Raw genomic sequence first — 25,328 nt, forward strand, 5'->3', positions numbered from 1 at the left:
TTCTCCGAAATCAGTCGAGTGCCGCAAGAATCGCGGCGGTGATGGCGTCTGTCTTGTCCTTACCCGGCACCGTGCCGATACCCCGGCCGGTCGCCGTTTCCAGCGCCGTCATGATGCGCACTGCTGCATCTTTTTCGCCGAGATGCTCGAGCATCATCGCGCCGGACCAGATGGCGGCAATGGGGTTGGCTATGCCGAGATGGGCGATATCGGGGGCCGAACCATGCACCGGCTCGAACATGGAAGGCGCGCTGCGGTCAGGGTTGATATTGGCGGAAGCGGCAAAACCAAGACCGCCCTGAATGGCGGCGCCGAGATCGGTCAGAATGTCGCCGAAGAGGTTGGAGGCGACCACAACATCAAGGCTTTCCGGGGCCATCACCATGCGTGCCGCCATGGCGTCGATGTGATAGCTGGAAACTTCGACGTCGGGATATTCGGCAGCGAGCTTGTGTGTCACCTCGTCCCAGAAGACCATCGAATATTTCTGGGCATTGGACTTGGTAATGGAAGCGAGCTTGCCGCGACGCTTCTGCGCCTGCTCGAAGCCGAAACGCAGGATGCGCTCCACACCCTTGCGGGTGAAGATCGAGGTTTCGACCGCAACTTCATCATCGGTGCCCTGATGCACGCGGCCGCCCGCGCCGGAATATTCGCCTTCCGTGTTTTCGCGGATGCAGAGAATGTCGAATCCTCCGGCCTTCAAAGGTCCCTGCACGCCGGGCAGAAGCCGGTGAGGGCGGATATTGGCATATTGCACGAAGGCCTTGCGGATCGGCAGCAGCAGGCCGTGCAGCGAGACTGAGTCTGGCACTTCCGCCGGCCAGCCGACTGCGCCGAGCAGAATGGCGTCGAAGCCGCGCAGGGTTTCGATACCGTCATTCGGCATCATCGCGCCGGTTTCCTTGTAGAAGGCGCAGGACCAGGGGAATTCCGTGCCTTCAAGTGCAAAACCGGAGGTTTGGGCGGCGGCGTTGAGCACCTGCCAGGCGGCATCAGTTACGCTTTTGCCGATGCCGTCTCCGGGAATGAGTGCGATGCGATGCGTTTTCAAGAGAATTCCCCTGTTACAGTCCAATCAGGACGCTTTTGCTCTTGCGGTTGGCGAGATAGGCTTCCCGTCCGAGATCCTTGCCGATGCCGGAGCGCTTGTAACCGCCTGTCGGCAATATGTGGTCGCGGGAGCGGCCGTAACGGTTGACCCAGATCGTTCCGGCCTGAATGGCGCGCGACAGACGCAAGACACGCGAGACATCACGGCTGAAAAGACCCGCCGCCAGACCGTAAGTCGGATGATCGGAAAGCGCCAGAGCCTCTTCTTCCGTCCGGAAGGTCTGCAGCGTCAGCACCGGTCCGAAGATTTCTTCGGTGACGGCGGGAGATGTCTGGTCGACATTGGCGATCAGCGTCGGCTGGTAGAAATAGCCGGGGCCGTCCATGTTCGCGCCGCCCGTCAGGCATTCGCCGCCATGGGCGACGGCCGCCTGAACGATGCCGTCGATGCGCTTGCGCTGCACTTCGGAGATAATAGGCGAATATTGCGACGCCTCGTCCCATGTCGGGCCGGGCTTCACCGCCTTCATGCGGGCGATGATCGCGGCGGAAAGGGCATCTGCCGCACTTTCTTCAACTATAATGCGGGAACCGGCCACGCAGGCCTGCCCGGCATTGGAGAGAATATTGCCGGCAATGGCCGCCGCCGCTTTTTCGATATCGGCATCGGCAAAGACCAGTTGCGGGCTCTTGCCGCCGAGCTCCAGCGTCATGGGCTTGATGCCGGTGCGGGCGATATTGGCCATGATGGCGGCGCCCGCGGCTGTGGAGCCGGTGAAGCTGACCTTGGAAATATCAGGGTGCCCGGTGATGGCATTGCCCGTCACAGGCCCGTCACCCAGTACGATATTGATGAGACCGGCGGGGAGCCCGGCCTTGATCGCCAGCTGTGCCATGAAAATGCTGGAGAAGGGCGTCATTTCCGAGGGTTTCAGCACCACGGCATTGCCGGCGGCAAGCGCCGGGCCGAGCTTCCAGCCGGCCATGGACACGGGAAAGTTCCACGGCGTGATGGCGCCGACGACACCATAGGGCTCTGTCATGATCATGCCGAGGCTTGCATCGTCGGTCGGCACCAGATCGCCGCCTTCCTTGTCGGCAAATTCGGCGAAGAAGCGGATTTGTTCGGCGGTGACGGCGATATCACCGGCAATCAGCTGGCCCACGGGCCGTGTCGAGGAGAGCGCTTCGATTTTCGCCAGCGTCTCCGCTTCCTGTTCGATCAGGTCGGCCCAGCGCTGCAAGACCTTTGTACGCTCACGCGGGCGCGCGCCGCCCCAGTTGCTGCTCTTCAACGCAGCCTTGGCAGTCTGCACCGCTTCATCGACCAGCGCTGCATCCGCCTTGGGGCAACCGGCATATCCAACGCCATCGGATGGGCGGTGCATGTCGATGCCGTTTGCCGCCGTAACCAGCCGGTCGCCGATAAAATGGCCGATCGGCAGGGACAAGCTGTCTGGATCGAAGCTGAGCGTCATGTGGAATCCTCTCTGGATATGCCCCAACGCTAATCCCTGATGGCAAGCAGCATCGACCGACTGCGGCGCGGGCGGTGAATGAAAATCCTGTTTTGCCACCGGCAGACAGCGCAATCTTCGGCGGCGAAGGCAGGCCGCCGGTCAAACGCCGTAGCGGGCGCTTATCTGCTCGAAAATCTCGGCCATCCGCTCGCAAAGGGGGCGGGGATCATCGCCTTCGTTTTCGACTGCCTCAAACACCCGGTGTTTCAGGAAAAAACGCCATCCCACAGGCGATTTTTGCAAGAATTGGGTCAGAAAATCATAACGTTCCCGCGTCCAGACCGCCTCGAAGGCGAGCCGCTCCGGTCCATAACTGATGATATCGTCCGTCTTTCGGCGCGGTGTGGAGCGCAGGGCGGCCGTCGCTTCTTCATCGATCTCATCGCCGATGAGCGCGACCCCGTAGTGTCTTACAGCATTTTCTGCCGAGACCGCGCCGCGCCGCACATCGCGAAGCACGGCCTGTTGCGGGCGGGTGAAGGGGTCGCCGTAACCGCCGGCTCCCGGTCCGATGACACGAATGACATCACCCGGGCCGCAATGGACGATATCGGTATTGCCGAGTGAGATTTCGTCCTCCGTATCGGGATTGCGGAGAAAGCGGGAAATCAGCCCCGGGCCCGCACCATTGACGCCCCAGCTTGCCATCAGCGAGCGATTGCGGTTGCGTGCCGTGACCACCGTTTCCGGCGAGGATATTTCAAACTCCATGATGGCCGAAAGCCCGCCGCGAAAACGGCCTGCCCCGCCGGTATCGCGTTGCAACCCATAACGACGGAAGAGGATCGGCACTTCCGCTTCGCTGATTTCGATCGGCGTGTTGCGCAGAAAGCCGGTGGCGCCGCCGGCGCCGTCACTGCCATCGCAGAAGGGCGTACCGCCGCCACCGCCGCCAACCGGGCCGATGGAGGCCATGACCGAGCGGCCGTTCCGGTCGCTGGTCTTGATGTTCATGATGGCGTTTCCGCCGGGGGAGGCAGCGGGAATAAGCTCGGGCAGGGCCTTTGCGAAAGCGCCGATGGTGACGATCTGGGTCATGGCGCAGGTGAGTGAGCGCATGCCGACAGCGGCCGGGCGTTGACAATTGACGATCGTGCCTTCCGGCAGCACGGCCCGTACCGGGCGCAGGGTGCCGGCGTTCAGAAGCAGGCTGTTATCGAGCGTATAAAGCACATAGGTCAGGCCGACCATGACGAGTGAATGTCGCTCGCGACCGCCGGTCGGCATATTCAGCGACGAGCCGAGCTGCGGATCGCTGCCGGTATAGTCGAGGACCGCCTCGCCGCCGCGGATTTTCAGCGTCAGCGCCACGCGGCATGGCCGGCCGCCAACGGAATCCTCGTCGGCATAGTCGGCAAAGAAATAGTCGCCATCGGGAACCCTGGTGAGGATTTGCCGGGTCTGCTCTTCCGCATAGTCGAAAATCTGGCGCACACCGTCCAGAAAATCATCAAAGCCGAAACGGGCGACGATCTCCTGCATCTTGCGTTCGCCGATGTTGACGGAGGCGATCTGGGCGTGGAGGTCGCCGATATTCTGTTCCGGCATGCGGACATTGGCCTTCATCATGTCGATGATGAAGGGATCGAGCCTGCCTTTGCGAACGAGCTTGACTGGCGGGATGCGCAGGCCTTCCTGCTCAATTTCGGAAAGCGAGCGGGACAATGAGGCGGGAACCGCGCCGCCGACATCGGTATTGTGAATGTGCCCGACCACGAAACAGGCGATTTTGCCCTCGTGGAAGACCGGTTTCCAGATGTGGATATCCGGCGAGTGGGTGGCGACGAAACCGCTATAGGGATCGTTGGTGATGCAGATATCGCCGTCTTCATACTCCTCGAACATGGAAATCAGCGGTGCGTAATCGATGCCGCTATACCAGGGCGCGCCGAATTGCCGGGGATTGGCGAAGGCAAGCCCCTCGCGCGTCACCACCTGGCAGGAAAAATCCTCGGTTTCCTTGACGAAGGCGGAATGGGCGGTGCGCATCAGCGTAAAGGCCATGGCGTCGGCGGCGGCAGAGCAGAAATTGGCAAGGACCTTGAGATTGCGGCGATCGATGGCCATGGATCAAAACTCCCTCTTGGTAATGACGAGATTGCCGAAACGGTCCACATGGACGGAGAAGTCGGGCGGCACCACGGTGGTGGTGTCGTCCTGAAGGATGATGGCGGGACCATCGAAATCGTGTCCGGCCGCCAGATCGGCACGATGATAGATAGCCATGTCGTGTTCCATGCCACCAAACCAGCCTTTCGCGTGGAAGCGCGGTTTAGCGGGACCGGTGGCCATGCCTGTCTCCCGAAGAGGGGGCTTCGGTGTTCGGCCGGAAACGACGAGCCTGAGGTTGACCATCTGTACGGCCGCCCGTTCATCGGAATGGCCATAAAGACGGGCATGTTCTTCGTGGAAAGCCTTGTTGATCGCGCCGGCGTCGCCTCTGCCCAGCCATTCCGGCTGCAGCGTGGTTTCGATTTCGTAGGACTGGCCGCGATAGCGCATGTCGGCGGAAAGCCGCATGTCGCAATCACCGTTAAAACCCTGTTCTTTCAGCCAGTTGCGGCCGGTCTCCTGCATTTCGGCGAGAAGGGGGGCGAGATCAGAGGCCGCCCTGTCGTCCACCTCGCAATAGGTGGTGCGGATGAAATCATTCTTGAGATCGGCAATCAGGCCGCCGAGCGCGGAAACGACACCGGGGGTGGGCGGCACCACCACACCCTTCATATCCAGCTCGCGGGCAAGGAAACAGGCGAGCATCGCGCCTGCGCCGCCGAAAGCGAAGAGGTGAAATTCGCGCGGGTCGATGGCGAAGCGGGAGGTCAGGGCGTTCACCTCCGCATACATGCCCGAGACGGCGATATCGACGATGTTGCCGGCGAGCGCCTCGACGGAAAGGCCGAGTTTTTCGGCAAGCGGCAATAGGGCGGCGCGCGCTGCGGCGTGATCGACGGTCACTGCGCCATAACCGAGCGGCATGTGGCCGATGAGATTGGCGGCCGCCATGGCATCCGTGATCGTCGGGCGGTTGCCGCCGCGTCCGTAACAGGCCGGCCCCGGCGTCGAACCGGCACTTTCCGGTCCTACCTGCAATAGGCCGAGACTATCCACCCACGCGACCGAGCCGCCGCCCTGGCCAACGGAACTGACGGAAACGGAGGGAACGTGAATCTGGAAATCCCCGATCAGCTCACCGACCCCATATTGGGCCTCGCCATCAAGGATAACGGCCACATCGGCGCTGGTGCCGCCAATGTCCAGGCTCATCACCCGCTCAAAGCCGCTGGCCTTCGCCAGATAACCCGCGCCGATGACGCCGGAGGCGGTGCCCGACAGGATCATCTGCACACATTCGCGCCGCGCCTGATCGATGCCCATGACGCCGCCATTGGTCTTGGTGATGAGCAGCGGGCAGGCAATGCCTTGCCTGCGCAGTACCGTTTCAAAACGGTCGAGATAATGTGCCACGCGCGGCTGGACATATCCGCTGATGACGGCGGTGACAGTGCGCTCATATTCACGAATGATCGGCCATGTCTCGGCAGAGGAGACCACTGGCAATTGTGGTGCGATGCGCTCGATCACCGCCTTCACGGCCCGTTCGTTTTCGGGGTTACGGTAGGAATGCAGGAAGGCGAGAACGATGCCGTCGCAACCGGCTGCAATTGCGCCGGCGACGGCCTTGGCCACATTCTCTTCGTTCGGCGCGAGCTTTATCTCGCCGGTCGCCAGCATGCGTTCGGCTATGCCGAAAACCCGTTCACGCGGGATGAGCGGTTCCGGCCGCACGGAATAGAGATTGTGGATCTGCGGGATTTTCAGGCGTGCAACATCAAGCACGTCCTCGAAGTTTTCCGTGGTGAACAGGGCGACGTTCTGGCCGTTGCGCTGGATCACCGTGTTGACGCCGACGGTGGTTCCATGGGTGAAATAGGAAACGTCCTTCGCTTCGATGCCGTCGCGCTTTTTCAGCGTATCGAGCGCGAGAAGGATTTCTTCTCCCGGCGCATCGGGGCGGGAAAACACCTTCAGGGTGGAAAGCGAGCCGGTCCCATCGTCAAACACGGCAAAATCCGTAAATGACCCGCCCACATCAACGCCAATGCGATATCCCATCTCTTCCGTCTCCTTTTCCAGTCCTGATGATGCTGTCATCGGGACCGGAAAAGGGCCAAGCATTTATGGGGTAAGGGTCATAGCTCCAGGTTATGATGATGGCCGACATGACGTGCAAGTCAGGCTGATCAGCCTTCGCCGGGTTTTGGCACCGTCATGTAATATTCGGGATGCGGTGCGGCGCGATAGCCGGCCTTTTCATAGACGCCATGGGCGTCGCGGGTCGCGAGCATCCAGCTTGATACCGTTGAGAGCTCCGGATGCCTGCGTATCTCGGTGGCGATCCAGGAAGCAAGGCCGCGACCGCGATGATCCTCCACCGTGAAGACATCGCGCAGATAGCCGAAAACGGCATAGTCCGTCACCAGACGGGCGAAGGCGGCCATGGAACCATCGGGGGCGTAGACGCCAACCGGCAGCGAATGCGAAAGCGCCCGCTTCAGCCGGTCGGCGGTCATTCCCTGCGCCCAGTAGGAATCGCGGGCGAGAAAACCATGGACCAGATTGAAATCTACACGCGTCGGATCGGTGCTCAGCACGTAGCCGTCGCGGGTAATTTCGAAAATGGCCGGTTCCCAGTTCATCCGTTCACCGTAACATAGATCTTGCGGACGGTTTCAATGGTTTTCCATACGCCGACGAAGCCCGGCTTCATGACGAAACTGTCGCCCGCCGTATAACGCAGCGGTGCGCCGCCTTCCGGCGTGATTTCGATGACGCCTTCGAGAATATGGCAGAATTCGAAGGTTTCGCCCTTGATCGAACGGCTTTCGCCCGGCGTCGCTTCCCAGATGCCGGTGTGGACGGTGCCGTTGCGGGCTTCGTCCAGCGGCCAGGTCTTGAAGGAGGGATCGCCGGAGATGAGGCGTTCCGGCAGGGCCTTGGAAGCTTTCGGTTCGAAGGCGGGATGGGTGTCGATGGTCTTGAGAAGCGGCATGGGTGTCCTTTCCTGGAACGGTATGATCAATATCCGCGGTTGCGGTCGACGAGGCCGAGCGGCTCGAGGCCGGACTGGTATCGTTTGATGTTCTCGACAACGGTGCGTGCTGCCGAATGCGGCTGGGTGACGCTGGCGATATGCGGCGTCAGAAGAATTTTCGGATGGGTCCAGAAACGATGCTCTTCCGGCAGCGGTTCGGGTTCGGTGACGTCGATCACCGCGCCCGAGAGCCCGCCATTATCCAGCGCATCGATGAGGGCGTCGTGGTCGAGTTGTTTGCCGCGCCCGGCGTGAACGAGGCCAGCGCCTTCCGGAAGCATTGCCAGACGTTCGCCGTTCAGAAGCCCCACGGTCTCTTCGGTCAGCGGCAGCAGGCAGACGAGAATATCGCTTGTCGAGAGGATGGCGGCCAATCCGGTTTCGCCGTGATGGCAGGTTACGCCGTCGATCGCGCGCGGGGAACGGCTCCAGCCGGAAAGCGGAAAACCGAAGGGTTTCAGCCGCTCCAGCGCCGCAACACCCAGCATGCCGAGGCCGAGAACGCCCACCCGGCACTCTTCCGCCTGACGCTGCGGCAAAGCCTTCCAGAGTTGTTGGTGCTGCTGTTTTAAATAGACCGGCAGGTTGCGGTGAAGCGCCAGTACGCCAAGGCTTACATATTCCTGCATCATGCGGATGATGCCTTCATCCACCATGCGCACGACCTTCACATGCGCAGGGACCGCATCGATGTGGAACTGATCGACACCCGCGCCGATGGAAAACAGGATTTCGAGATTGCGGTAGCGGCCGATATCATCAGGCACGGTCCAGGTGATGAGATATCGAACCGTATCGGCATCGACGCTGGCGGCATCCATCGAGAAGGGCAGCTCCGGCAGGTCGCGGGCCAGGGCCTGCCGGAAAATCTCGCCGCGCTTCGCGTCGGAATTGAAGAAAAACGTCATCTGATATCCGTGGTTCCGAAGGTTTAAACCGTGCAGCGGTTCGCCAGTGTTTCCAGCATTGACTGGCAGGCTGAAAGTTCGCCGGCCGTTATGAATTCGTCCGGCTTGTGGGCGCGGCCGATATCGCCCGGGCCGCAGATGATGGCGTCGATGCCGGCAGTCTGGAAAAGCCCGGCCTCCGTGCCGTAGCTGACGGCGGCGATGCAGGGCGCGCCGGTCAATTCTTCCAGAAGCTTCACGAGCGGCGCATCGGCGGCGAGGGACAGCGCCGGATAATCGCTCATCGGTGCCCATTCTATGTCGATGCCCTCAGCGGCGAGCGCTTCGACGCCGTCACGCACCGGCTGGAGCAGGGCGAGCGGCGACACACCGGCAATCGCTCGTGCTTCCAGTTCGATGGCGCAGAGATCGGGAATGATGTTGATCGCCTGTCCGCCTTTCACCGTGCCGATCTGCAGGGAGGAATAGGGCGGCTCGAATGTCGCCTCGAAGGGGCCCTGCGTGAGGGCCTGTGCGGTCTCGACAGCCTTCGCCATGATGCCGGTGATCAAATGGATGGCGTTCACGCCCTGATCCGGCCGCGAGGAATGGCCGGAGCGGCCACGAATGGTGATGCGTGCGGCGGCCTTGCCCTTGTGGGCGCGCACGGCGCGCAGATTGCTCGGTTCGCCGATGATCGCGCCCGCCGGTTTTGCGCATAGTTCCGGCAATCGGGCAATGAGGTGCGGGACGCCGCGGCAGCCCGCCTCCTCGTCATAGGAAAAGGCAATATGAATGGGGCGATTCAGCGCCATGCGCGAAAATGCCGGTGCCGCGGCGAGAACCGTGGCCAGAAATCCCTTCATGTCGGTGGTTCCGCGTCCGTAAAGACGCTCGCCTTCCGCTCTCAGGGTGAAGGGATCGGAGGACCATTCCGGCTCACCGGCAGGCACCACATCCATATGGCCGGACAGGATGTATCCGCTGGTATCTGTCGGCCCGAAGCTGGCGAAGAGATTGGCGCGGTCGCCCTCGGGACCGGCAAGCAGCGATACTTTCGCGCCGTGACTATCCAGATAATCGGCGATCCACCCGGCGATATCGCCATTGGCGGTTCCGACGACCGATGGGAAGCCGACAAGACGCTCCAGAATTTCGATTGCGTTCATGGCTGTCTCCGCCGCTTCAACGTCGAAAAGCTTAGAGCGGCCGGCGGCGTTTATCTGCTGAAATAGGGGTGTTTTCGGTAGATTGTTGTGTCTTTCCAGCGCTTTCGGAAAATTCCTGCCGGCAAGGCTGGTTATCTTCGGATGTCGTGGGCTGGGCTGCCGGGATCAAGGTTCCGCGCCGGAGGGAATGAGAGCCGTTTGTCATGGAGCTGCTCAAGGTCGATAGTTTCGAGTTGCGAACCGTGGATATCGCCGATGTGGAGGCCGATCATCTGCATGCCCTTTCCATGGCTGTCGGATGGCGATACCACGCGAATGAATGGTGTTTCCTGCGTCAATGTGGCATCGGCCTTGCCGCGCTTGACGAAATTGATCGCGTTGTCGCAACCGCCATGCTGTTTCCTTATGATGAAGGTTTCGCGACGGTCGGTATGGTCATCGTTTCCCCGCGTTTGCAGGGGCAGGGCGTTGCACCGTGGCTGGTGGGGCAACTCATGGCAGATTACCCTGACGCTGCACTGCGGCTGAACGCCACGGAAGCGTCGCGGCGGCTTTTTGCCCGGCTGGGTTTTGCCGGAGATGCGGAAAAAGTACATCTCCTTCGTGGCAAGGCGCGCTGCCCTGCCGAGATGCCGACGCTCGGAAGAAAACAGAGGATCGAGCCGCTTTCGGAGGACCATTTGTCCGCTGTTGCGGATCTGGATCAGGCGGCTTTCGGTGTCTCGCGCCAGCGCGTCCTGCAGCGTCTCCTGCGGGAAAATAAGGGTTATGGCCTGTTCGAGGCGGATCGTCTCGTGGCCTTTGCATTGCGGCGCGCAGCGGGACGGGGCCATATTGTCGGCCCGGTCGTTGCGGGTGAGGAAACGCAGGCCATTGCGCTGGTCAGGCGGCATTTTTCCGATCTGGACGATCAGCTCGTCCGTCTCGATGCCGTTCGCGACAGCGGCCTTCTGACCGATTTCTTGACGCAATCCGGCCTGGTGGTGATCGAAACGCTTACCACCATGTCGAAAAACGCGCCGCAACCGGCCGGCTCTGGTCCCGCAATGATTTTCGCCCTGGCTGGCCCGTCTTTGTGCTGAGGTGCGGCACTATCGCAATTGACGCCCCGCCCGTTGCCCCTTATGTGAGAAAGCGACGGTTCCTGCAGCCGAAAGGCGAAGGGATTAATAGGGAACATGGTGCGGGCGATCTTTTTCGCCCAATGCCGTGGCTGCCCCCGCAACTGTAAGCGGATTGTCGTTCATCCCAGTGACGCTTCAAGGCGTCATGCCACTGTATTCTCTGGAATGCGGGAAGGCAGATGAGTGACGCAAATCCGTGAGCCAGGAGACCTGCCGTCAAAATATGAACCATCGTTACGGGCGGGGAAGCCCGGAGGAGGAGATTGTAATGTTATTTCATAACATTTGGTTTGCGTCCCGTCGTCGTTCTCCGTACAAGACGTCCCGCTGTTGCTGCGCGTTCTGACGCCTGCTGCTCTGGAATAAGTTTTACTTTCGACTGGAGAACACATGTTTCATTCTAGACGCCTGCCGGTGCATGCCGGCTTTCTGGCTGCCGCGTTTGCGGTTTTGCCTCTTGCCAACGCTAACGCTGCCGAAACCACTTACCCCCTGGCGATCAACAGCTGCGGTCAGGAGATCACCTTCAAACAGGCTCCCGCCCGCACCGTATCCGTCGGCCAGAGCACGACCGAGGTTCTTTATCTGCTCGGGGTTGCTGACAAGGTGGTCGGCACGGCGCTGTGGATCGGCCCGGTTCTGAAGGGCTACGAGGAGGCCAATGCCAAGGTCGAGCGACTGGCCGATAATGATCCGAGCTTTGAGGCGGTTGTCGGCAAGAGGCCTGACCTCGTGACGACGCAGTTCCAGTGGCAGATCGGCCCTGAAGGCGTCGTCGGAACGCCGGCGCAATTCGCCGAACTCGGCATTCCCGTCTATACCTCGCCTGCCGATTGCATCGGCAAGGATAATTCCGGCGGTGGCGACGGCGTGCGCAACACCGGCTTCACCATGGATCTGATCTATCAGGAAATCCGCGATCTCGCCAAAATCTTCAACGTGCAGGATCGCGGCGAGGAAGTCGTTGCCGATCTGAAGAAGCGTGAGGAAGCCGCCCGCACCAAGATCGCCTCGGCAAATGGCAAGCTTTCCGCCGTCTTCTGGTTCTCCAGCGCCGAGCTGGATATCGACCCCTATGTGGCCGGCCGCAACGGCGCGCCCGGTTACATCATGTCCGCACTGGGCTTAAAGAATGTCATCGAAAGCGATGAGGAATGGCCGACCGTCGGTTGGGAAACCATCGCCAAGGCAAATCCGTCCGTCATCGTCGCCGGCAAGATGGACCGCCGCCGCTTCCCGGCTGACGATGTCGCCGTCAAGCTGAAGTTCCTCGCCAGCGATCCCGTGGCCAGCATTATGCCCGCCGTCAAGGAAGGTCATGTCTTCGAGATGGATGCGCAGGCGATGAACCCGACCATTCGCACCATTGAAGGCATCGAAACGCTGGCTGAAGCGATTTCGGCTGCCGGCCTCGCCAAGTGAACGGTCTTTCCGTCCATTTCGGCAGGGTGGGACTGGCTTTCGCCGCGCTCGCCCTGCTGCTCGTCGCGCTGATGGCTGGAGCGGCCATCGGCGAGACCGCCATTCCTTTTGACGTCGTGGCGAAAACTATCGCCAACCGCGTCTTCCATGCGGGTTATCCGTTGGAGCCGCTGGATGAGGGCATTGTCTGGAGTTATCGCCTCAGCCGCGCCGTTGTCGCCGCCTGCTGCGGGGCTTCGCTGGCGCTCGCCGGGGCGGTGCTGCAATCGCTTCTGCGCAACCCGCTTGCCGATCCCTATATTCTCGGCATTTCCGCCGGCGCCTCCACCGGTGCCGTCGCTGTCGCGCTTCTGGGTTTTGGCGCGGGTTTCCTGACGATGCCGGCCGGCGCGCTCATCGGTGCTTTTGTGGCCTTTTCTCTGGTCAGCCTTCTCGCGGTGCGGGCGGGACATGGCAACAGCGCCATCATTCTGGCGGGGGTGGCCGGGTCGCAGCTGTTCAACGCCATGACCTCTTTCATCGTCACCAAATCCGCCAATGCGGAACAGGCGCGCGGCATCATGTTCTGGCTGCTCGGCAACCTCTCGGGCGTGCGCTGGCCGGATGTCTGGCTGGCGCTGCCGGTCAGCCTTGCGGGGCTGGCGGTTTGTCTCTGGTATGCACGGGCGCTGGATGCCTTTGCCTTCGGCGGTCAGGCCGCCGCTTCACTCGGCATTCCGGTGCGCTGGGTCTATGCGGTGCTGATCTCGGTTTCGGCAATCATGACGGCCGCGATGGTGTCGCTGGTCGGCTCCATCGGTTTCGTCGGGCTCGTCATTCCCCATGCCGCGCGCATCTTCGTCGGCGTTCGCCATGGCATCTTGCTGCCGGTAACGGCACTGACCGGCGCGGTTTTCATGATCGTCGCGGATATTCTCTCGCGCATCGTCATTCCGGGGCAGGTGTTGCCCATCGGCGTCATCACCGCGCTGGTCGGCGCGCCCGCCTTCGCCTTCATTCTGGGGCAGAAGAGGGGGCGGTCATGAAGTTATCCGCCCATGATTTGTATTTCCATGCCGGCAATATCGATATCGTGCGCGGCGTTTCGCTCAATGTCGGTTCCGGGGAGTTTCTGGGCATCATCGGCCCGAATGGTTCCGGCAAGAGCACGCTGCTTTCCATGCTGGCGGGAATTCGCAAGCCTCGCCGGGGACACGTTACGCTTGGCGAGGAGCCGCTTGCCTCGCTGGGACGCCGCGACCTTGCCCGCCGGCTCGCCTTCGTGGAGCAACAGGCTGAAACGACAGAGCGCATCACCGCACGGCAGGCCGTGGAGCTTGGGCGCACGCCCTATCTCGGGCCGCTTTCCGCGTGGTCACAGAATGACGACGCCATTGTTGATGCGGCACTTGCCAATGTCGACATGGCCGACAAGGCGGAGCGCAACTGGCATCATCTTTCCGGCGGCGAACGCCAGCGTCTGCATATCGCGCGCGCATTGACGCAGGAGCCACATATCCTGCTTCTGGACGAACCGACCAATCACCTCGACATAGGCCATCAGATCGGCCTGCTCGATCTGGTGCGCCGGCAGGGCCTGACCGTCGTTGCGGCGCTGCACGATCTCAATCACGCCGCTATGTTCTGCGACCGCGTCGCCATCATGCATCGGGGTGAGATGATCGCGGTCGGCCCGCCGCGGGACGTTCTGACACCGGCGACAATAGCCGAGGTTTTCGGAGTCAAATGTGTCGTCACCACGGACGAGGGCGGCTTTTCCCATATTCGTTTTCTGCCGGCCCATGGGCGGGCCGAGCACCCAAGGAAAGTATTGGCACGATGATGATGTTGACGATGCTCGCAAACGCCGCTGCAAAGACCAGACTGTTTTGCGCCGCTGCCGCAATTGCCGTGACGGTCACGGGCTTTCCGCTTCAGGCTTCAGCCGAGACCTTCGAGGTGAAAATGCTGAACCGGGGCGAAAAGGGCCCGATGGTATTCGAGCCCGATTTTCTCGAAATCGCGCCCGGCGACCGCGTACGCTTTGTGCCCACTCACAAGAGCCACAATGCCGCGACCATCGATGGCATGGTTCCGGAAGGTGTCGAAGGGTTCAAAAGCCGGATCAATGACGAGTTCGAGATCGGGTTCGAAAAGCCGGGCTTTTACGGCATAAAATGCTCGCCGCATTACGGCATGGGCATGGTCATGCTGATCAAGGTGGGCGATGCGACCCTGCCGCAGAGCTACAGGACGGTGGACGTGCCGGGTCGCGCCAAACCACGGTTCGACGATCTTTTCGAGCAGGCGGAAAAATAAAGCGATGTCGGAGGCCCAGCTGCGGCGGTTGATGCCGCCTCAGCTTTTGCCAGTAACATCCGGCTTCACCGCACATACCGCATAACGATGCTGCAGCCCGCGCAGGACGCCTTTTAGAAGGCTGAAGTTTTTCGCCTGGGCGCGGTGAATGGCCTGAAGTTCCTGATCGATCGCGACAGGTTCGAAACCGGTCGTGCGCAACAGCGCCGCGACATCGCCGGCCCTTGCGCCCTTCGAAAAATAGACCCGCGAGAGGATGCTGTTGAAGGTATTTTCCGGGTCCGCCGGCTTGTGCGGCTGGTCCGGTTTGACGAGGCCGATGTTTTCGAGGCTGACCGCCAGTTTCTTCACCAGCTTTTCGCGCCAGCCGGTATTCACGAAATCGCCGTCAACGATCAGAAGCCGCCCGCCGGGTTTCAAGACACGGAACCATTCGGCAAAACTCGCCTGCGGGTCCACCAGCGTCCAGACCAGATGGCGGGTGATGATGACGTCGGCGCTTTCATCCGGCTCCATGGTGTTTTCGGCATCGCCGACGAAAAAGCGGATGCTGCGTCCACGGCTTTTCGCTTTTTCCCGGGCAAGGGCCAGCATCGTTTCCGACCAGTCCATGCCGGTAACCTGAAAACCGAGATCGTCCATCAGGTGTGAGATGACGCCGGTGCCGCTGGCGAGATCAAGCGCCTTGCGGCCCTCTCCACGGCCCAGATGTTTCAGGATAAGCGCGTGCCAGGCTGCACGCTCGTCTTCGGAGAAAATTTCATGCCCGGGCGAAAGGTCGAAAGTCGCGGCGCGGCCGGACCAATAGGATTTGATTTCGTCTCTCAGACTGTCGTTTTTGCCGTATTGGATGGTATCGATCATCGGTGTTCAACTCATGTACCGGTCAGTTAAGAATGGCTCTAAAACATAAATGTTGACTAGTACAGTCAGAAAATAATACAGCCGCGCCAGTCAACACTGGAGAGCAATATCCGATGCGCATCTCAGCCAAATCTGCGGCACTTGCCCTTGGCCTTCTCGTATCCGCCGCATGGCCGGCATTCGCCGAAAAGGTCACCGTCAAGGATGTGACGGGCCGCGATGTCGAGGTCAATGTGCCCGTATCGCACGTCATCCTCGGCGAAGGTCGCCAGATTTATTTCCTGGCTGCGCTCGACAAGGAAAACCCTTTCCAGCACGTCGTTGGCTGGCGCGACGATCTGGCGAAAGCCGATCCGGAAACCTATGCCGCCTATCTCGCCAAATATCCCGAGGTTGCCAAGCTGCCGACTTTCGGCGGCATGAAGGACGGCACCTTCGACATCGAGCAGGCCGTTTCGCTGAAGCCTGACGTGATCCTGATGAATATCGACGCCAAGACGGCGACCGAAGAAGCAGGCTATATCGAAAAGCTCGCCAAGGTCGGCATTCCGCTGGTTTACGTCGATTTCCGCGAAAAGCCGATGGAAAATACCGAGCCGAGCATGCGCCTCATGGGCCAGCTGACCGGCAAGGAAAAGATCGCCGAGGACTTCATCAAGTTCCGCGCCGACTCCATCGCCAAGGTCACCGATACGCTTGAAAAGGCCAATCCGAAGAAGCCTGTCGTTTTCATGGAGCGCGCCGGCGGTTACTCCGACGATTGCTGCATGTCTTTCGGCAACGAGAATTTCGGCAAGATGGTCGAGCTTGCCGGCGGCATCAACATGGCCAAGGACATCATTCCCGGCACCTTCGGCAACGTCAATCCGGAACAGATCATCGCCTCCAATCCGGAGCAGGTCATCATCACCGGCGGCAACTGGAACGGTTATGTGCCGGGCGGCAACTGGGTCGGCGTCGGTTATGGCGCGGATCTGAAGGAAGCCCATCGCAAGCTTGAAAACCTGACCAAGCGCCCGGCTTTCACCGGTGTGCAGGCGGTGAAGGACGGCAATGTCCACGCCATCTGGCATCAGTTCTACAACAATCCCTATCAGTTCGTGGCCATTCAGGAAATCGCCAAGTGGCTGCATCCCGACCTCTTTAAGGATCTGGACCCCGAGGCGACCTTCAAGGAGCTGCATGCCCGCTTCCTGCCGCTCGACTACAAGCCCGGCTACTTCGTTTCGCTGAAGGACGCCAAGTAATACAGGGACGGTGAAGGGGAGCGCCGTCCGACCGATGGATAAAGCCGCAGCCATGCGGCTTTATCGCTTTGTTTTGGAACTCAATGAGGACTTCTCATGCGGCTCAACGCTCTCAGGCATCTTGCGGTGCTGGCCTTCTCCCTTCTCGCCGTGACGGCTCATGCCGGGGAAATCACCGATGTCACCGGGCGCAAGGTCGAGCTGGACCTGCCAGCCAAGCGCGTTATCGTTGGTGAAGCCCGTCAGGTGCACGTCATCGCGGCGCTCAAGGGCGAGCAGACCTTTGATACCATCGTCGGCTGGCGTGACGACCTTCTCAAGAAGGATCCCGACAGTTATGCCGCCTATGTCGAGCGTTTTCCGCAGATCGAGAAACTGCCGCGTTTCGGTTATGTGCCGCAGGGCGATTTCAGCCTGGAAACCGCCATCACCCTTTCGCCGGATGTGATCACCCTCAATCTGGAAGCGGAGAAGTCCGCGAAGGAAAGTGGTTTCGAAGAAAAGGCCGCCGCCGCCGGTATCAAGATCATCTATCTCGATTTCCGCATCGATCCTGAAAAGAACAGCGAAGCCTCGGTCGAGATTCTCGGCAAGCTGTTTGGCGCCGAAGAGCGCGCGAGGGAATTCATTGCCTACCGCCGTGCTGAAATCGCCCGCGTGGCCGACCGGCTAGCAAGCGTCAAGGACCTGAAGCGTCCGAACGTCTTCATCGAACGTGCGCCGGGAATTTCCGGCGAAAACAATTGCTGCCGCACTTTCGGGCCAGTCAATTTCGGTGCGATGGTCGATCTTGCCGGCGGCCACAATATTGCCGACGGCATCATCAAGACGACGTTTGGCGATCTCAATCCAGAGCAGCTCGTCGTTGCCGATCCGGACCATGTCATCGTCACAGGCTCCAACTGGGCGGCCGAATCCGACATCAACCAGTTCGTTCCTGTCGGACGCGGCGCGGATATGGCCCTTTCCCGCGAGAGGCTCGCCAACCTGATGAAGCGCACGCCGTTTCCTGAACTGAAGGCCGTGAAGGAAGGCAATGTCCACGCCGTCTGGCATCAGTTCTATGGTGCTCCATACGAGTTCTTCCCGATCCAGCAATTCGCCAAGTGGTTCCATCCCGATCTCTTCGCTGATCTCGATCCGGAAAAGAATTTTGAGGAATTTCACCGCAAATTCCTTCCCGTCACCTACAAGCCGGGCTATTTCGCCTCGCTGGAAAAAGGTTTGAACCAATGAGTTCGCTGAATGAAAGCGCGGTTGGCATCAGTGGGCGCGATCAATATCGCGCCCTTGCCGCGCGCAGGATCATCATCCTCTTCGGGCTTTTTATCGCCCTGTGTTTCAGCATGGCCGCCGACATGGCGCTCGGCCCGGCGCGCTATACGCTCTCCGAGGTTCTGGCGACCATTGCCGATCCGGCTGCCGTCGGAAACCAGCTCCGGGTGGTGATCTGGGATATCCGCATGCCGATCGCGCTGATGGCAGTCACTGTCGGCGCGTCGCTTTCGGTTGCGGGCGCACAGATGCAGACCATCCTGTCTAACCCGCTCGCCAGCCCCTTCACGCTCGGCATTTCCGCCGCGGCAAGTTTTGGTGCGGCGCTGGCGCTGGTTGGCGGCGTGGCGATCTTTCCGGGCGCGGTGCATTACATGGTGCCGATCAATGCCTTCATCATGGCCATGGTCGCGGCCCTCTTCATCCATTTCGCCTCGACGCTTCGCGGGGTAACGGTTGAAACCATCGTGCTGCTCGGCATCGCGCTGGTGTTCACTTTCAATGCGGCGCTGTCGCTGCTTGAATATCTGGCGTCTGAACAGGCGCTCGCCGCCGTGGTTTTCTGGACCATGGGCAGCCTGACCAAGGCGACCTGGGACAAGGTCTATATCACGGCCGCCATCCTCCTCGTCACCGTGCCGATGTTCATGCGCAATGCCTGGGCGCTGACGGCGCTGAGGCTCGGCGATGACAAGGCGGCCAGCATGGGCATCAATGTCCGGCGGCTGCGGTTGACGACCATGCTGACGGTCAGCCTTCTGGCGGCCATTCCGGTTTCTTTTGTCGGCACCATCGGTTTCGTCGGGCTGGTCGGTCCGCACATCGCCCGCATGGTTGTTGGCGAAGACCAGCGTTTCTTCCTGCCCGGTTCGGTGATCTGCGGCGCACTGCTTCTTTCGGCAACCTCGGTCATCAGCAAGATCCTCATTCCCGGTGCGATCCTGCCGATCGGTGTCATCACCGCGCTTGTCGGCGTACCCTTCTTCTTCGCGCTTATTTTCGGCAACAGGAGACGCGCATGGTAGCGCTCGCACTGAAAGATGTCGGCGCCGCCTATGGGCGCATCACTGTACTCTCCAAGGTCGGCATCGATACGCTGGAAAGCGGTAGTGTTACGGCCGTAATCGGCCCGAATGCCGCCGGCAAGTCCACGCTTTTTAAACGCATCGCCAGCCTGATTTCTGGTCCCGGTCTGGTCGAGCTCTCGGACACGGCGCGTGGCAACCGCGCCATCTGCTATATGCCGCAGGATACCGGTGCGAACGCCGTGCTGACTGTCTATGAATCCGTGCTTCTTTCCGCCAAGCAGGGCGGCGGCTGGCGGGTTCACGATGACGAGCTGTTCGAGATCGACGCCATTCTCAAGGCGCTGAAAATCCACGATCTGGCTTTCCGCGGTCTCGGCGAGCTATCCGGCGGCCAGCGGCAGCTTGTTTCGCTGGCGCAGGCGCTGGCCCGCAAGCCGGAGGTACTGTTGATGGATGAGCCGACCTCCGCGCTCGATCTCCATCGGCAGATCGAAGTTCTGGGCTTCGTTACCGATCTTGCGCAGAAGACCGGCATGATCGTGCTGATCGCCCTGCATGACCTCAACCACGCGCTTCGCTATTGCGAAAATACGATGGTGATCGCGCGCGGTGAAATGGTGGTGAGCGGCAGTACGGAAGCGGTGATAACCCCAGAAATGCTGCGCGATATCTATCGCATCGATGCCCGTATCGAGCCCTGCTCGCAGGGCAGACCCATGGTCATCGTCGACGGGGCCATCTGACAGATCAAGACCCGGCCGCATCCGTTGCCGGGTCCGCTTGCCGACGGGCGCTTGGATCCGCAGCCTGCACAAATTCTTGATGATAAAAGTCATGAAATATCTGTTCGAGCCGCGGTTTGGATGCTAGAGCTTTGGACGGCAAAACTGCGCGGCCATTCGGGGGACGGCGGGTTTGGTCGATCCCTCAAATTTCTCTCGGTTGAGACATGGGCATACGGGAAGATGACAAGCGTTATAACGCTTACGTCGCGCATAGGGTCGACCTGATCAAATATGCCACCCTCATTCTGGGGTCGCGGGCGGATGCGGAGGACGTGGTTCAGGAAGCATTCCTGAAATTCGTTCCCGAGGCCTCCGGCAATCCTTCCAATCTCAAATCCTATCTCTTCCGCATCGTTCGCAATCTTGCACTCGACAATATCAGGCGCAGCCGCCAGGACCTGAGGGAACGGCCGGACGATACGCCGTTCTGGGGCATGCCGCAGGACAGTGGCACACCGGAGGAACATGCGCTTTTCTGCGACGAAGTCCGGCAGATGCGGACTATTTTGGCCGGCCTGCCGGTTCAGGCAAGGGTGGCATTGGAAATGCACAGATTCGGTGGTTACAATATGGAGGAGATTGCGCGTCACCTCGGCGTGTCCGTGGCCAGCGCGCACCGTCTGATCAAGGGCAGCATTGCCGCGATTACCAAAGAAATGAAGTAAATTGTCCTGATTGTGCCGCCCTGTGAAAAAAAACTCTTCGTCAAACGTCTTTATAGCAATGCAGAAGACGACGCTTCTCCTCCGCCCCCCAAAGGAACTGGCCCGGTTCAATGACCATTGATCCAGAGAAAAAAATTGAACTGCCGGCCGGGAAGGCGGAAGAGGCGGCTGACTGGCTGCTGCGTTTGCAGTCGGGCTCAGCCGAACCGCAGCTGAAGGCGGAATTTGAAAAATGGCTGGCGGCTGCGCCCGCAAACCGTCTCGCCTGGGAACGAACATGCAAGACGTGGCGGAACCTCGGTCTGGTAGAGCCGGAATTCAAGAGCCTCTGGGAAGACGCGCCACATCTGCCGGGTGAGGCCGCGACAAAGCCGCAGCGGCGGCGCTGGTCCGTGCGGCATTATGCCGGCGCGGCCGCAGCGGCGGCATCGCTCTGTCTTGCGATGCTGTTCGTTCCAGCATTTTTCGTTCGCCTGGAGGCTGATTATCAGACCACCACCGCTGAAAACCGCACGATAACGCTGGAAGACGGCAGCAAGGTGCAGCTTGCGGCGGCGAGCGCGCTTTCAACGGATTTCACGGATGGCCGTCGCAATGTGACGGTGCTGAAGGGTGAAGCTTTTTTCGATGTCGTGCCGGACAAAACCCGTCCCTTTGTCGTGAAGGCAAAAAACCTGACCGTTCAGGTGCTGGGCACGGCTTTTGACGTCGACCTGACGGATGGAGTGACGCAAGTGGCGCTGGCGCATGGTTCCGTGGAAGCGTCCTTCCGCAATGCGCCGTCAACGCGGCTCGTGCCGGGCGAGATGCTGATTGTCGATGCTTCCGGCGTGATCCGCAAAGAGACTGTTTCCGTCGAGGATATTGGCGGCTGGCGCAACGGTGAACTCTACGTGGTCGATGCGACGATAGGCTCGGTCGTGGAACAGATCCAGCGTTACCATCCGGCATGGCTGACGATGGCCGACAAGCGGCTTGCCGAACAGAGGGTGACGGGTTTTTACGATCTGCGCGATCCGGATCGCGCGCTGGAGGCGCTGGTGGAACCGTACAAGGGCAAGGTGCATGCGATTGGCGGCAGCGCCCGCATCATCACCCGTTTCTGAAACGCTCTGAAACAAAAAATCATATTTATTTTCAGTAATTTATAAAATTTATCCTGAAAGTCTGAAAAAAATCGACGAGGCAATCGTCTTTTTGTTGAGTAATCCGGTCAAGATATATCCGGAGCGAAAGACAGGAAGACGAAAGCAATATGCGCCTCCAGACATGCAAGACCGGTTCAGAGGGAAAAGCGGCAAAGCAGGCGCGCAGGGGCGTGCTGTTGGCGACAACGGCGATCGCCGTTTCATTCGCCGCGCCTATTTTTGCCCAGACCGGAACTGACACCGCAAATTCTCAGCGCCCCGGTGGTGAGCAGGGGGCAACGCGGCCATTCAATATTCCCGCCCAGTCACTATCCTCCGTCGTGGGCGCTTTCGGGCGTCAATCCGGCCTTCAGGTCACGCTTGCCACCCCGTCTGCCGGCAATGTGCGCACCAATGCCGTCACTGGCAGTTTCACGGTACGGGATGCGCTGTCGCGGTTGCTGGCGGGAACGGGGGTCAATTTCCGCTTCACCGGAAACGGCAGAACCGTCATCATCGGCACTGGGCAATCGACCGTCGATCTCTCCGGGACGGAGGGGACGACGGTTCTCGAAACCATTACCGTGACGGGTAAAACCGGGCGCTATTCCATTGCCGGCTCCGGTTATCAGGGCACGCCCGACTGGGTTTATGAAACGCCCGCCAGCGTTAGCGTGGTTGGCCGTGAGGCGATCCAGTCGGCCGGCGTGCGCAACACGCGCGATGTTTTCAACCGGGTTTCGGGCGTTTATGCCGGCGAAGGCAATGGTAGTTTCCCAACCGTTTCGCCCAATGTGCGCGGTTTGCAGGAAAGCGGCCGCGTGGTCGTCTCCATTGATGGTGCGCGGCAGAATGCGCAGCGTGGTGCGGCTTTCGGCGGCGCGACGAGCTACACCGCAAGCGCCGGGCAGGGTTATGTCGATGTTGCTTTCATCCGTGCCGTCGAAATCGAGAAAATAACCAATGCGCGCTCAGGCAATGCCGGCTCTCTGGGTGGCAAGGTCGAGTTCCGCACCGTCAGCGCCGATGATCTGATTGCCGCAGGTGAGAACAAGGGTGGGGAAGTGAATGTTTCCCGCGGCACCAATGGCTATGATTTTCAGGGCTCGGTTCTCGGCGCCGTCCGCTCGCCGGATGGTCCTCTTTCCTTCGTCGCCGGCTACAGCCGCACGATCATGGATGAATACAAGATCGGAACAAAGGGTGAGGCCCGAAGCACCGCGCTGACGATGAAAGACCTGCTCGGCCGCGATGGCTGGTCCACCTTTTTCAAGGGTGAAGGCGACTTCGGCGACGTGAAGGCCTCGCTTTCCTGGATGCATCAGGAGAATGATTTCGTTCAGGGCGCGTCCACGGTGATCGACCGGGAAAGCGTGCGAAACGACAGCGTCGTGGCGAAGCTGGACTGGGACCCGGAGAGCGAGCTCATCGACTTCAAGTCGTCGCTGTGGCTGAACGATAATATGACGCATGAATTGCGGGCGGCGCGCACTTATGCGGTAGAGACGAATCTCGACATGGGCCTGCGCAGCTTCGGTGGCAGTCTGGAAAATACCAGTCGCTTTGACACGGTGGCGGGCGCGCTCAGCCTGAATTATGGAGCGGAAGCCTTCCGCGATATTGCCACATCCGTTGCGACAAGCGCCAAAATCGCGGAAAATCCCTCCTTCGCCAGCAGCTACACGTCATTCAGTCCCGCCGGGCGGCGCGATGTCGCCAGCCTGTTTTTGAACGGTGAACTGGAGCCGGCCGATTGGATCACTTTGAGCGGCGGCGTACGTTACGACTGGTCGCGCCTGAAAGGGTCAGCGACTTATTACAGCACCCGCAGCTATCTCATCGACACGTCTGTTGCTTGCGATCCCGTTCGTAACCACTATACGGCTCTAGACTATTTCAATCGGGTCTTTCTTCCGGCAAATCCGAGCTGGGCGACACGTTATGCGCTTTATCTCGCGCGTGCCTGGCCCAACGCCTCGGCGGGCTGCATGCCGGGAACCGGTACAACCACGCCGCCGATACCCGTCACCGAATACCCTGAGCACAATGTCGATATCGATCGCACCTACAGCGCCTGGCTGCCATCCGCCACAATCGAACTGAAACCTGTCGACTGGTTCCGCCCCTATGTGAGCTATTCCCAAAGCCTGCGTCCGCCGACAATTCTCGAGGCTTTTTTCGCCGGTGCGCGTCCGGGCGATAGCGCCGGATACGAATATGCTCCGAACCAAGCCCTGCGCGCCGAAAAAGCGACGACCTATGAAATCGGTGCGAATATGAGTTTCGACGGCGTGTTGCTGGACGACGATTCCATCCGCATCAAAATGGCCGCCTTTCGCCGGGAGGTGAAGGACTACATCGCTCTCGGTTATCTCGTCACGGATCAGGTCCTCGACCGCACCTATACCAGCTTCGTCAATCTTGATGGCACGACCTATATGCGGGGGCTTGAATTTGAGGGCAATTACGATGCCCGCAGTTTCTGGATCGGCGGCTCGGCGACGTTTCTGAAGACGGAATGGCCTGAAAAGACACAGGTTTTCTCCAACAGCACTACCACGACAACGGGTGAGATCGTCGCCTGGCCCGGCGATGTCGCGCCCAAGGTGAAGCTGACGCTCGATGGCGGCATGCGTTTCTTCGATGAGAAATTCTCGCTGGGCGCAAGGCTCAACCACGTCACGCCGACGCAGTCGCGCACGCTCGATACGGAGGGCAATCTGCGTGAGGTGACCGATCCCTACACGACGGTGGATCTCTACGGTTCCTATGCCTTCAACGACAAGGCCACGCTTCGCTTCGCCGTCAACAACCTGACGGACCGCAAATATATCCCGGCAGCCAGCGCCTACACGGCGCCGGGCCGCACCTTTATCGCGACGATGAACGTGAAGTTCTGAAGCGTGGAAGAAATTCTCCAGGCTGGGTTGCAGCCCGTCCCGGAGATGAAACGCCTTCGCTACAGGACGAAGGTACCTCTATTGGCCAGCAAAGGAGTACACCTATGGCTACCACAATTCAACTGACGCAGTCTTCCTCCGACCTGATCGGTTACCTCAACGGTTGGACGAGCGGTTTCGGTTCGACCTATGGTGCGTTCTACGACGCTCAGACCAGCTCTCTTGCCACCACCACCATCGATCCGAACACGACCTATGAGGCGTGGGGCGATGGCAGCTCCGGCGGCAAGGGCATCGTCATGAGCGGCGCTCTGCAGTACTCCCAGGGCAACCTGACGGGTTCGGTCGACAGCATCGTTCTCGGCACCGGCTACAGCCAGTCCACCAGCGGCATCGCCGTCAGCCAGCAGGAACTGCTGATCGATCCCGACAGCGCCTATTCGCTCGCCGGCGCGCGCGATCTTCTCGATCTCGCGGTTTACCAGCTTGCCCGCTTCGGTTCGCTGGCTGGATTCTATGATTATTTTGCCGCCACCGGCACGGTGATCGAGGACACGGCTGCCTCCAACACCCTGACCGGCTTTGCCGGCGCGGATACCTTCGTATTCTCCGGCGGTAATGATGTCGTGCAGGCTGGCCCGACCGGAACCTACGGCTATCAGGACGGCACGGATACGCTCGATGTTTCCGCCTGGGGCGCAACTTCGGTGGACGATTTGTTGTGGTATAATGATAACGGAAATGCCGTTATCCTTTCTGCAGCAGACACTTCCGTCTCCATCACGCTGAATGGCGTTGATGCAAATGTGCTCGATGCATCGGACTTCATTTTTGCCAACGCATCGGCGCTTGCCGCGTAAAGGAAAAACAGG

Annotated in this window: 22 protein-coding genes and 1 riboswitch; of the genes, 13 read left to right on the forward strand and 9 right to left on the reverse strand. The window is 60.2% G+C overall.

The window, feature by feature from the left end; translation table 11 throughout:
- Positions 1-10: 10 nt before the first annotated feature.
- From DA915_RS21915 to argE, 8 genes are all read right to left on the reverse strand, one after another.
- Positions 11-1,054, reverse strand: coding sequence for a tartrate dehydrogenase (locus DA915_RS21915; RefSeq protein ID WP_107677306.1), 1,044 nt, complete (start codon positions 1,052-1,054; stop codon positions 11-13).
- Positions 1,055-1,067: 13 nt separating this feature from the next.
- A complete protein-coding gene (locus tag DA915_RS21920) occupies positions 1,068-2,531 on the reverse strand; it encodes an aldehyde dehydrogenase (protein ID WP_107677307.1) in 1,464 nt (487 codons plus the stop codon).
- Positions 2,532-2,672: 141 nt separating this feature from the next.
- Entirely contained in the window at positions 2,673-4,640 is a 1,968-nt protein-coding gene (locus tag DA915_RS21925) for a hydantoinase B/oxoprolinase family protein (RefSeq protein WP_107677308.1), read from the reverse strand.
- Positions 4,641-4,643: 3 nt separating this feature from the next.
- Positions 4,644-6,686 carry a hydantoinase/oxoprolinase family protein gene (locus DA915_RS21930; RefSeq protein WP_107677309.1) on the reverse strand — a complete coding sequence of 681 codons (2,043 nt, stop codon included), beginning with the start codon at positions 6,684-6,686 and terminating at the stop codon, positions 4,644-4,646.
- Between the two features lie 128 nt (positions 6,687-6,814).
- Positions 6,815-7,270 carry a GNAT family N-acetyltransferase gene (locus DA915_RS21935; RefSeq protein ID WP_107677310.1) on the reverse strand — a complete coding sequence of 152 codons (456 nt, stop codon included), beginning with the start codon at positions 7,268-7,270 and terminating at the stop codon, positions 6,815-6,817.
- The gene (locus DA915_RS21940) at positions 7,267-7,623 is read right to left on the reverse strand and encodes a cupin domain-containing protein (protein ID WP_003524651.1); all 357 of its coding nucleotides are present in this window, start codon (positions 7,621-7,623) and stop codon (positions 7,267-7,269) included. Before DA915_RS21940 ends, DA915_RS21935 begins: the two co-directional genes overlap by 4 nt.
- A 26-nt stretch (positions 7,624-7,649) precedes the next feature.
- Complete coding sequence (locus DA915_RS21945; protein ID WP_107677311.1) at positions 7,650-8,573, reverse strand: glyoxylate/hydroxypyruvate reductase A; 924 nt, start codon at positions 8,571-8,573, stop codon at positions 7,650-7,652.
- A 23-nt stretch (positions 8,574-8,596) separates the two neighbouring features.
- Positions 8,597-9,721 carry an acetylornithine deacetylase gene (gene argE, locus DA915_RS21950; RefSeq protein ID WP_099087201.1) on the reverse strand — a complete coding sequence of 375 codons (1,125 nt, stop codon included), beginning with the start codon at positions 9,719-9,721 and terminating at the stop codon, positions 8,597-8,599.
- Positions 9,722-9,924: 203 nt separating this feature from the next.
- On the opposite strand from argE, the gene DA915_RS21955 reads away from it, so the two are divergent.
- The 5 genes from DA915_RS21955 to DA915_RS21975 all read left to right on the forward strand — a co-directional run bounded on the left by DA915_RS21955 (position 9,925) and on the right by DA915_RS21975 (position 14,565).
- On the forward strand, positions 9,925-10,803 hold the full coding sequence (locus DA915_RS21955) for a GNAT family N-acetyltransferase (protein WP_107677312.1): 879 nt from the start codon (positions 9,925-9,927) through the stop codon (positions 10,801-10,803).
- 39 nt (positions 10,804-10,842) lie between these two features.
- A riboswitch (cobalamin riboswitch) is annotated at positions 10,843-11,078 on the forward strand.
- A gap of 157 nt (positions 11,079-11,235) precedes the next feature.
- Positions 11,236-12,267 carry an ABC transporter substrate-binding protein gene (locus tag DA915_RS21960; protein WP_107677313.1) on the forward strand — a complete coding sequence of 344 codons (1,032 nt, stop codon included), beginning with the start codon at positions 11,236-11,238 and terminating at the stop codon, positions 12,265-12,267.
- A complete protein-coding gene (locus tag DA915_RS21965; protein WP_107677314.1) occupies positions 12,264-13,292 on the forward strand; it encodes an iron ABC transporter permease in 1,029 nt (342 codons plus the stop codon). The genes DA915_RS21960 and DA915_RS21965 overlap by 4 nt, the downstream gene beginning before the upstream one ends.
- Positions 13,289-14,089, forward strand: coding sequence for an ABC transporter ATP-binding protein (locus DA915_RS21970; protein ID WP_107677315.1), 801 nt, complete (start codon positions 13,289-13,291; stop codon positions 14,087-14,089). The genes DA915_RS21965 and DA915_RS21970 overlap by 4 nt, the downstream gene beginning before the upstream one ends.
- Positions 14,086-14,565 (forward strand): pseudoazurin, encoded by a 480-nt coding sequence (locus DA915_RS21975; protein WP_107677316.1) that lies wholly within the window; start codon positions 14,086-14,088, stop codon positions 14,563-14,565. Before DA915_RS21970 ends, DA915_RS21975 begins: the two co-directional genes overlap by 4 nt.
- A gap of 39 nt (positions 14,566-14,604) precedes the next feature.
- Here DA915_RS21975 and DA915_RS21980 read toward each other — a convergent pair whose 3' ends face one another.
- On the reverse strand, positions 14,605-15,429 hold the full coding sequence (locus tag DA915_RS21980) for a class I SAM-dependent methyltransferase (RefSeq protein ID WP_107677317.1): 825 nt from the start codon (positions 15,427-15,429) through the stop codon (positions 14,605-14,607).
- A 113-nt stretch (positions 15,430-15,542) separates the two neighbouring features.
- Between DA915_RS21980 and DA915_RS21985 the strand changes: the two genes are divergently transcribed.
- The 8 genes from DA915_RS21985 (at position 15,543) to DA915_RS22020 (ending at position 25,316) form a co-directional block, all read left to right on the forward strand.
- Positions 15,543-16,676: an ABC transporter substrate-binding protein gene (locus DA915_RS21985; protein WP_003506807.1), complete on the forward strand. Its 1,134-nt coding sequence runs from the start codon at positions 15,543-15,545 to the stop codon at positions 16,674-16,676.
- A 96-nt stretch (positions 16,677-16,772) separates the two neighbouring features.
- Entirely contained in the window at positions 16,773-17,912 is a 1,140-nt protein-coding gene (locus DA915_RS21990; RefSeq protein WP_107677318.1) for an ABC transporter substrate-binding protein, read from the forward strand.
- Positions 17,909-18,976 (forward strand): iron ABC transporter permease, encoded by a 1,068-nt coding sequence (locus DA915_RS21995; RefSeq protein WP_003506805.1) that lies wholly within the window; start codon positions 17,909-17,911, stop codon positions 18,974-18,976. Before DA915_RS21990 ends, DA915_RS21995 begins: the two co-directional genes overlap by 4 nt.
- Positions 18,970-19,722 carry an ABC transporter ATP-binding protein gene (locus DA915_RS22000; protein ID WP_020011960.1) on the forward strand — a complete coding sequence of 251 codons (753 nt, stop codon included), beginning with the start codon at positions 18,970-18,972 and terminating at the stop codon, positions 19,720-19,722. The genes DA915_RS21995 and DA915_RS22000 overlap by 7 nt, the downstream gene beginning before the upstream one ends.
- Before the next feature lie 206 nt (positions 19,723-19,928).
- Positions 19,929-20,429 (forward strand): RNA polymerase sigma factor, encoded by a 501-nt coding sequence (locus tag DA915_RS22005; protein WP_003506803.1) that lies wholly within the window; start codon positions 19,929-19,931, stop codon positions 20,427-20,429.
- A gap of 110 nt (positions 20,430-20,539) precedes the next feature.
- A complete protein-coding gene (locus tag DA915_RS22010; RefSeq protein WP_107677319.1) occupies positions 20,540-21,535 on the forward strand; it encodes a FecR family protein in 996 nt (331 codons plus the stop codon).
- 149 nt (positions 21,536-21,684) lie between these two features.
- Positions 21,685-24,456 (forward strand): TonB-dependent receptor, encoded by a 2,772-nt coding sequence (locus DA915_RS22015; protein ID WP_107677320.1) that lies wholly within the window; start codon positions 21,685-21,687, stop codon positions 24,454-24,456.
- A 104-nt stretch (positions 24,457-24,560) separates the two neighbouring features.
- Positions 24,561-25,316, forward strand: a complete 756-nt coding sequence (locus DA915_RS22020; protein WP_003506796.1) for a hypothetical protein — start codon at positions 24,561-24,563, stop codon at positions 25,314-25,316.
- The last annotated feature ends 12 nt before the right edge of the window (positions 25,317-25,328 follow it).

This window comes from Agrobacterium sp. LAD9 (genome assembly GCF_003031125.1).
GTDB classification, from domain to species: Bacteria; Pseudomonadota; Alphaproteobacteria; order Rhizobiales; family Rhizobiaceae; genus Agrobacterium; species Agrobacterium radiobacter.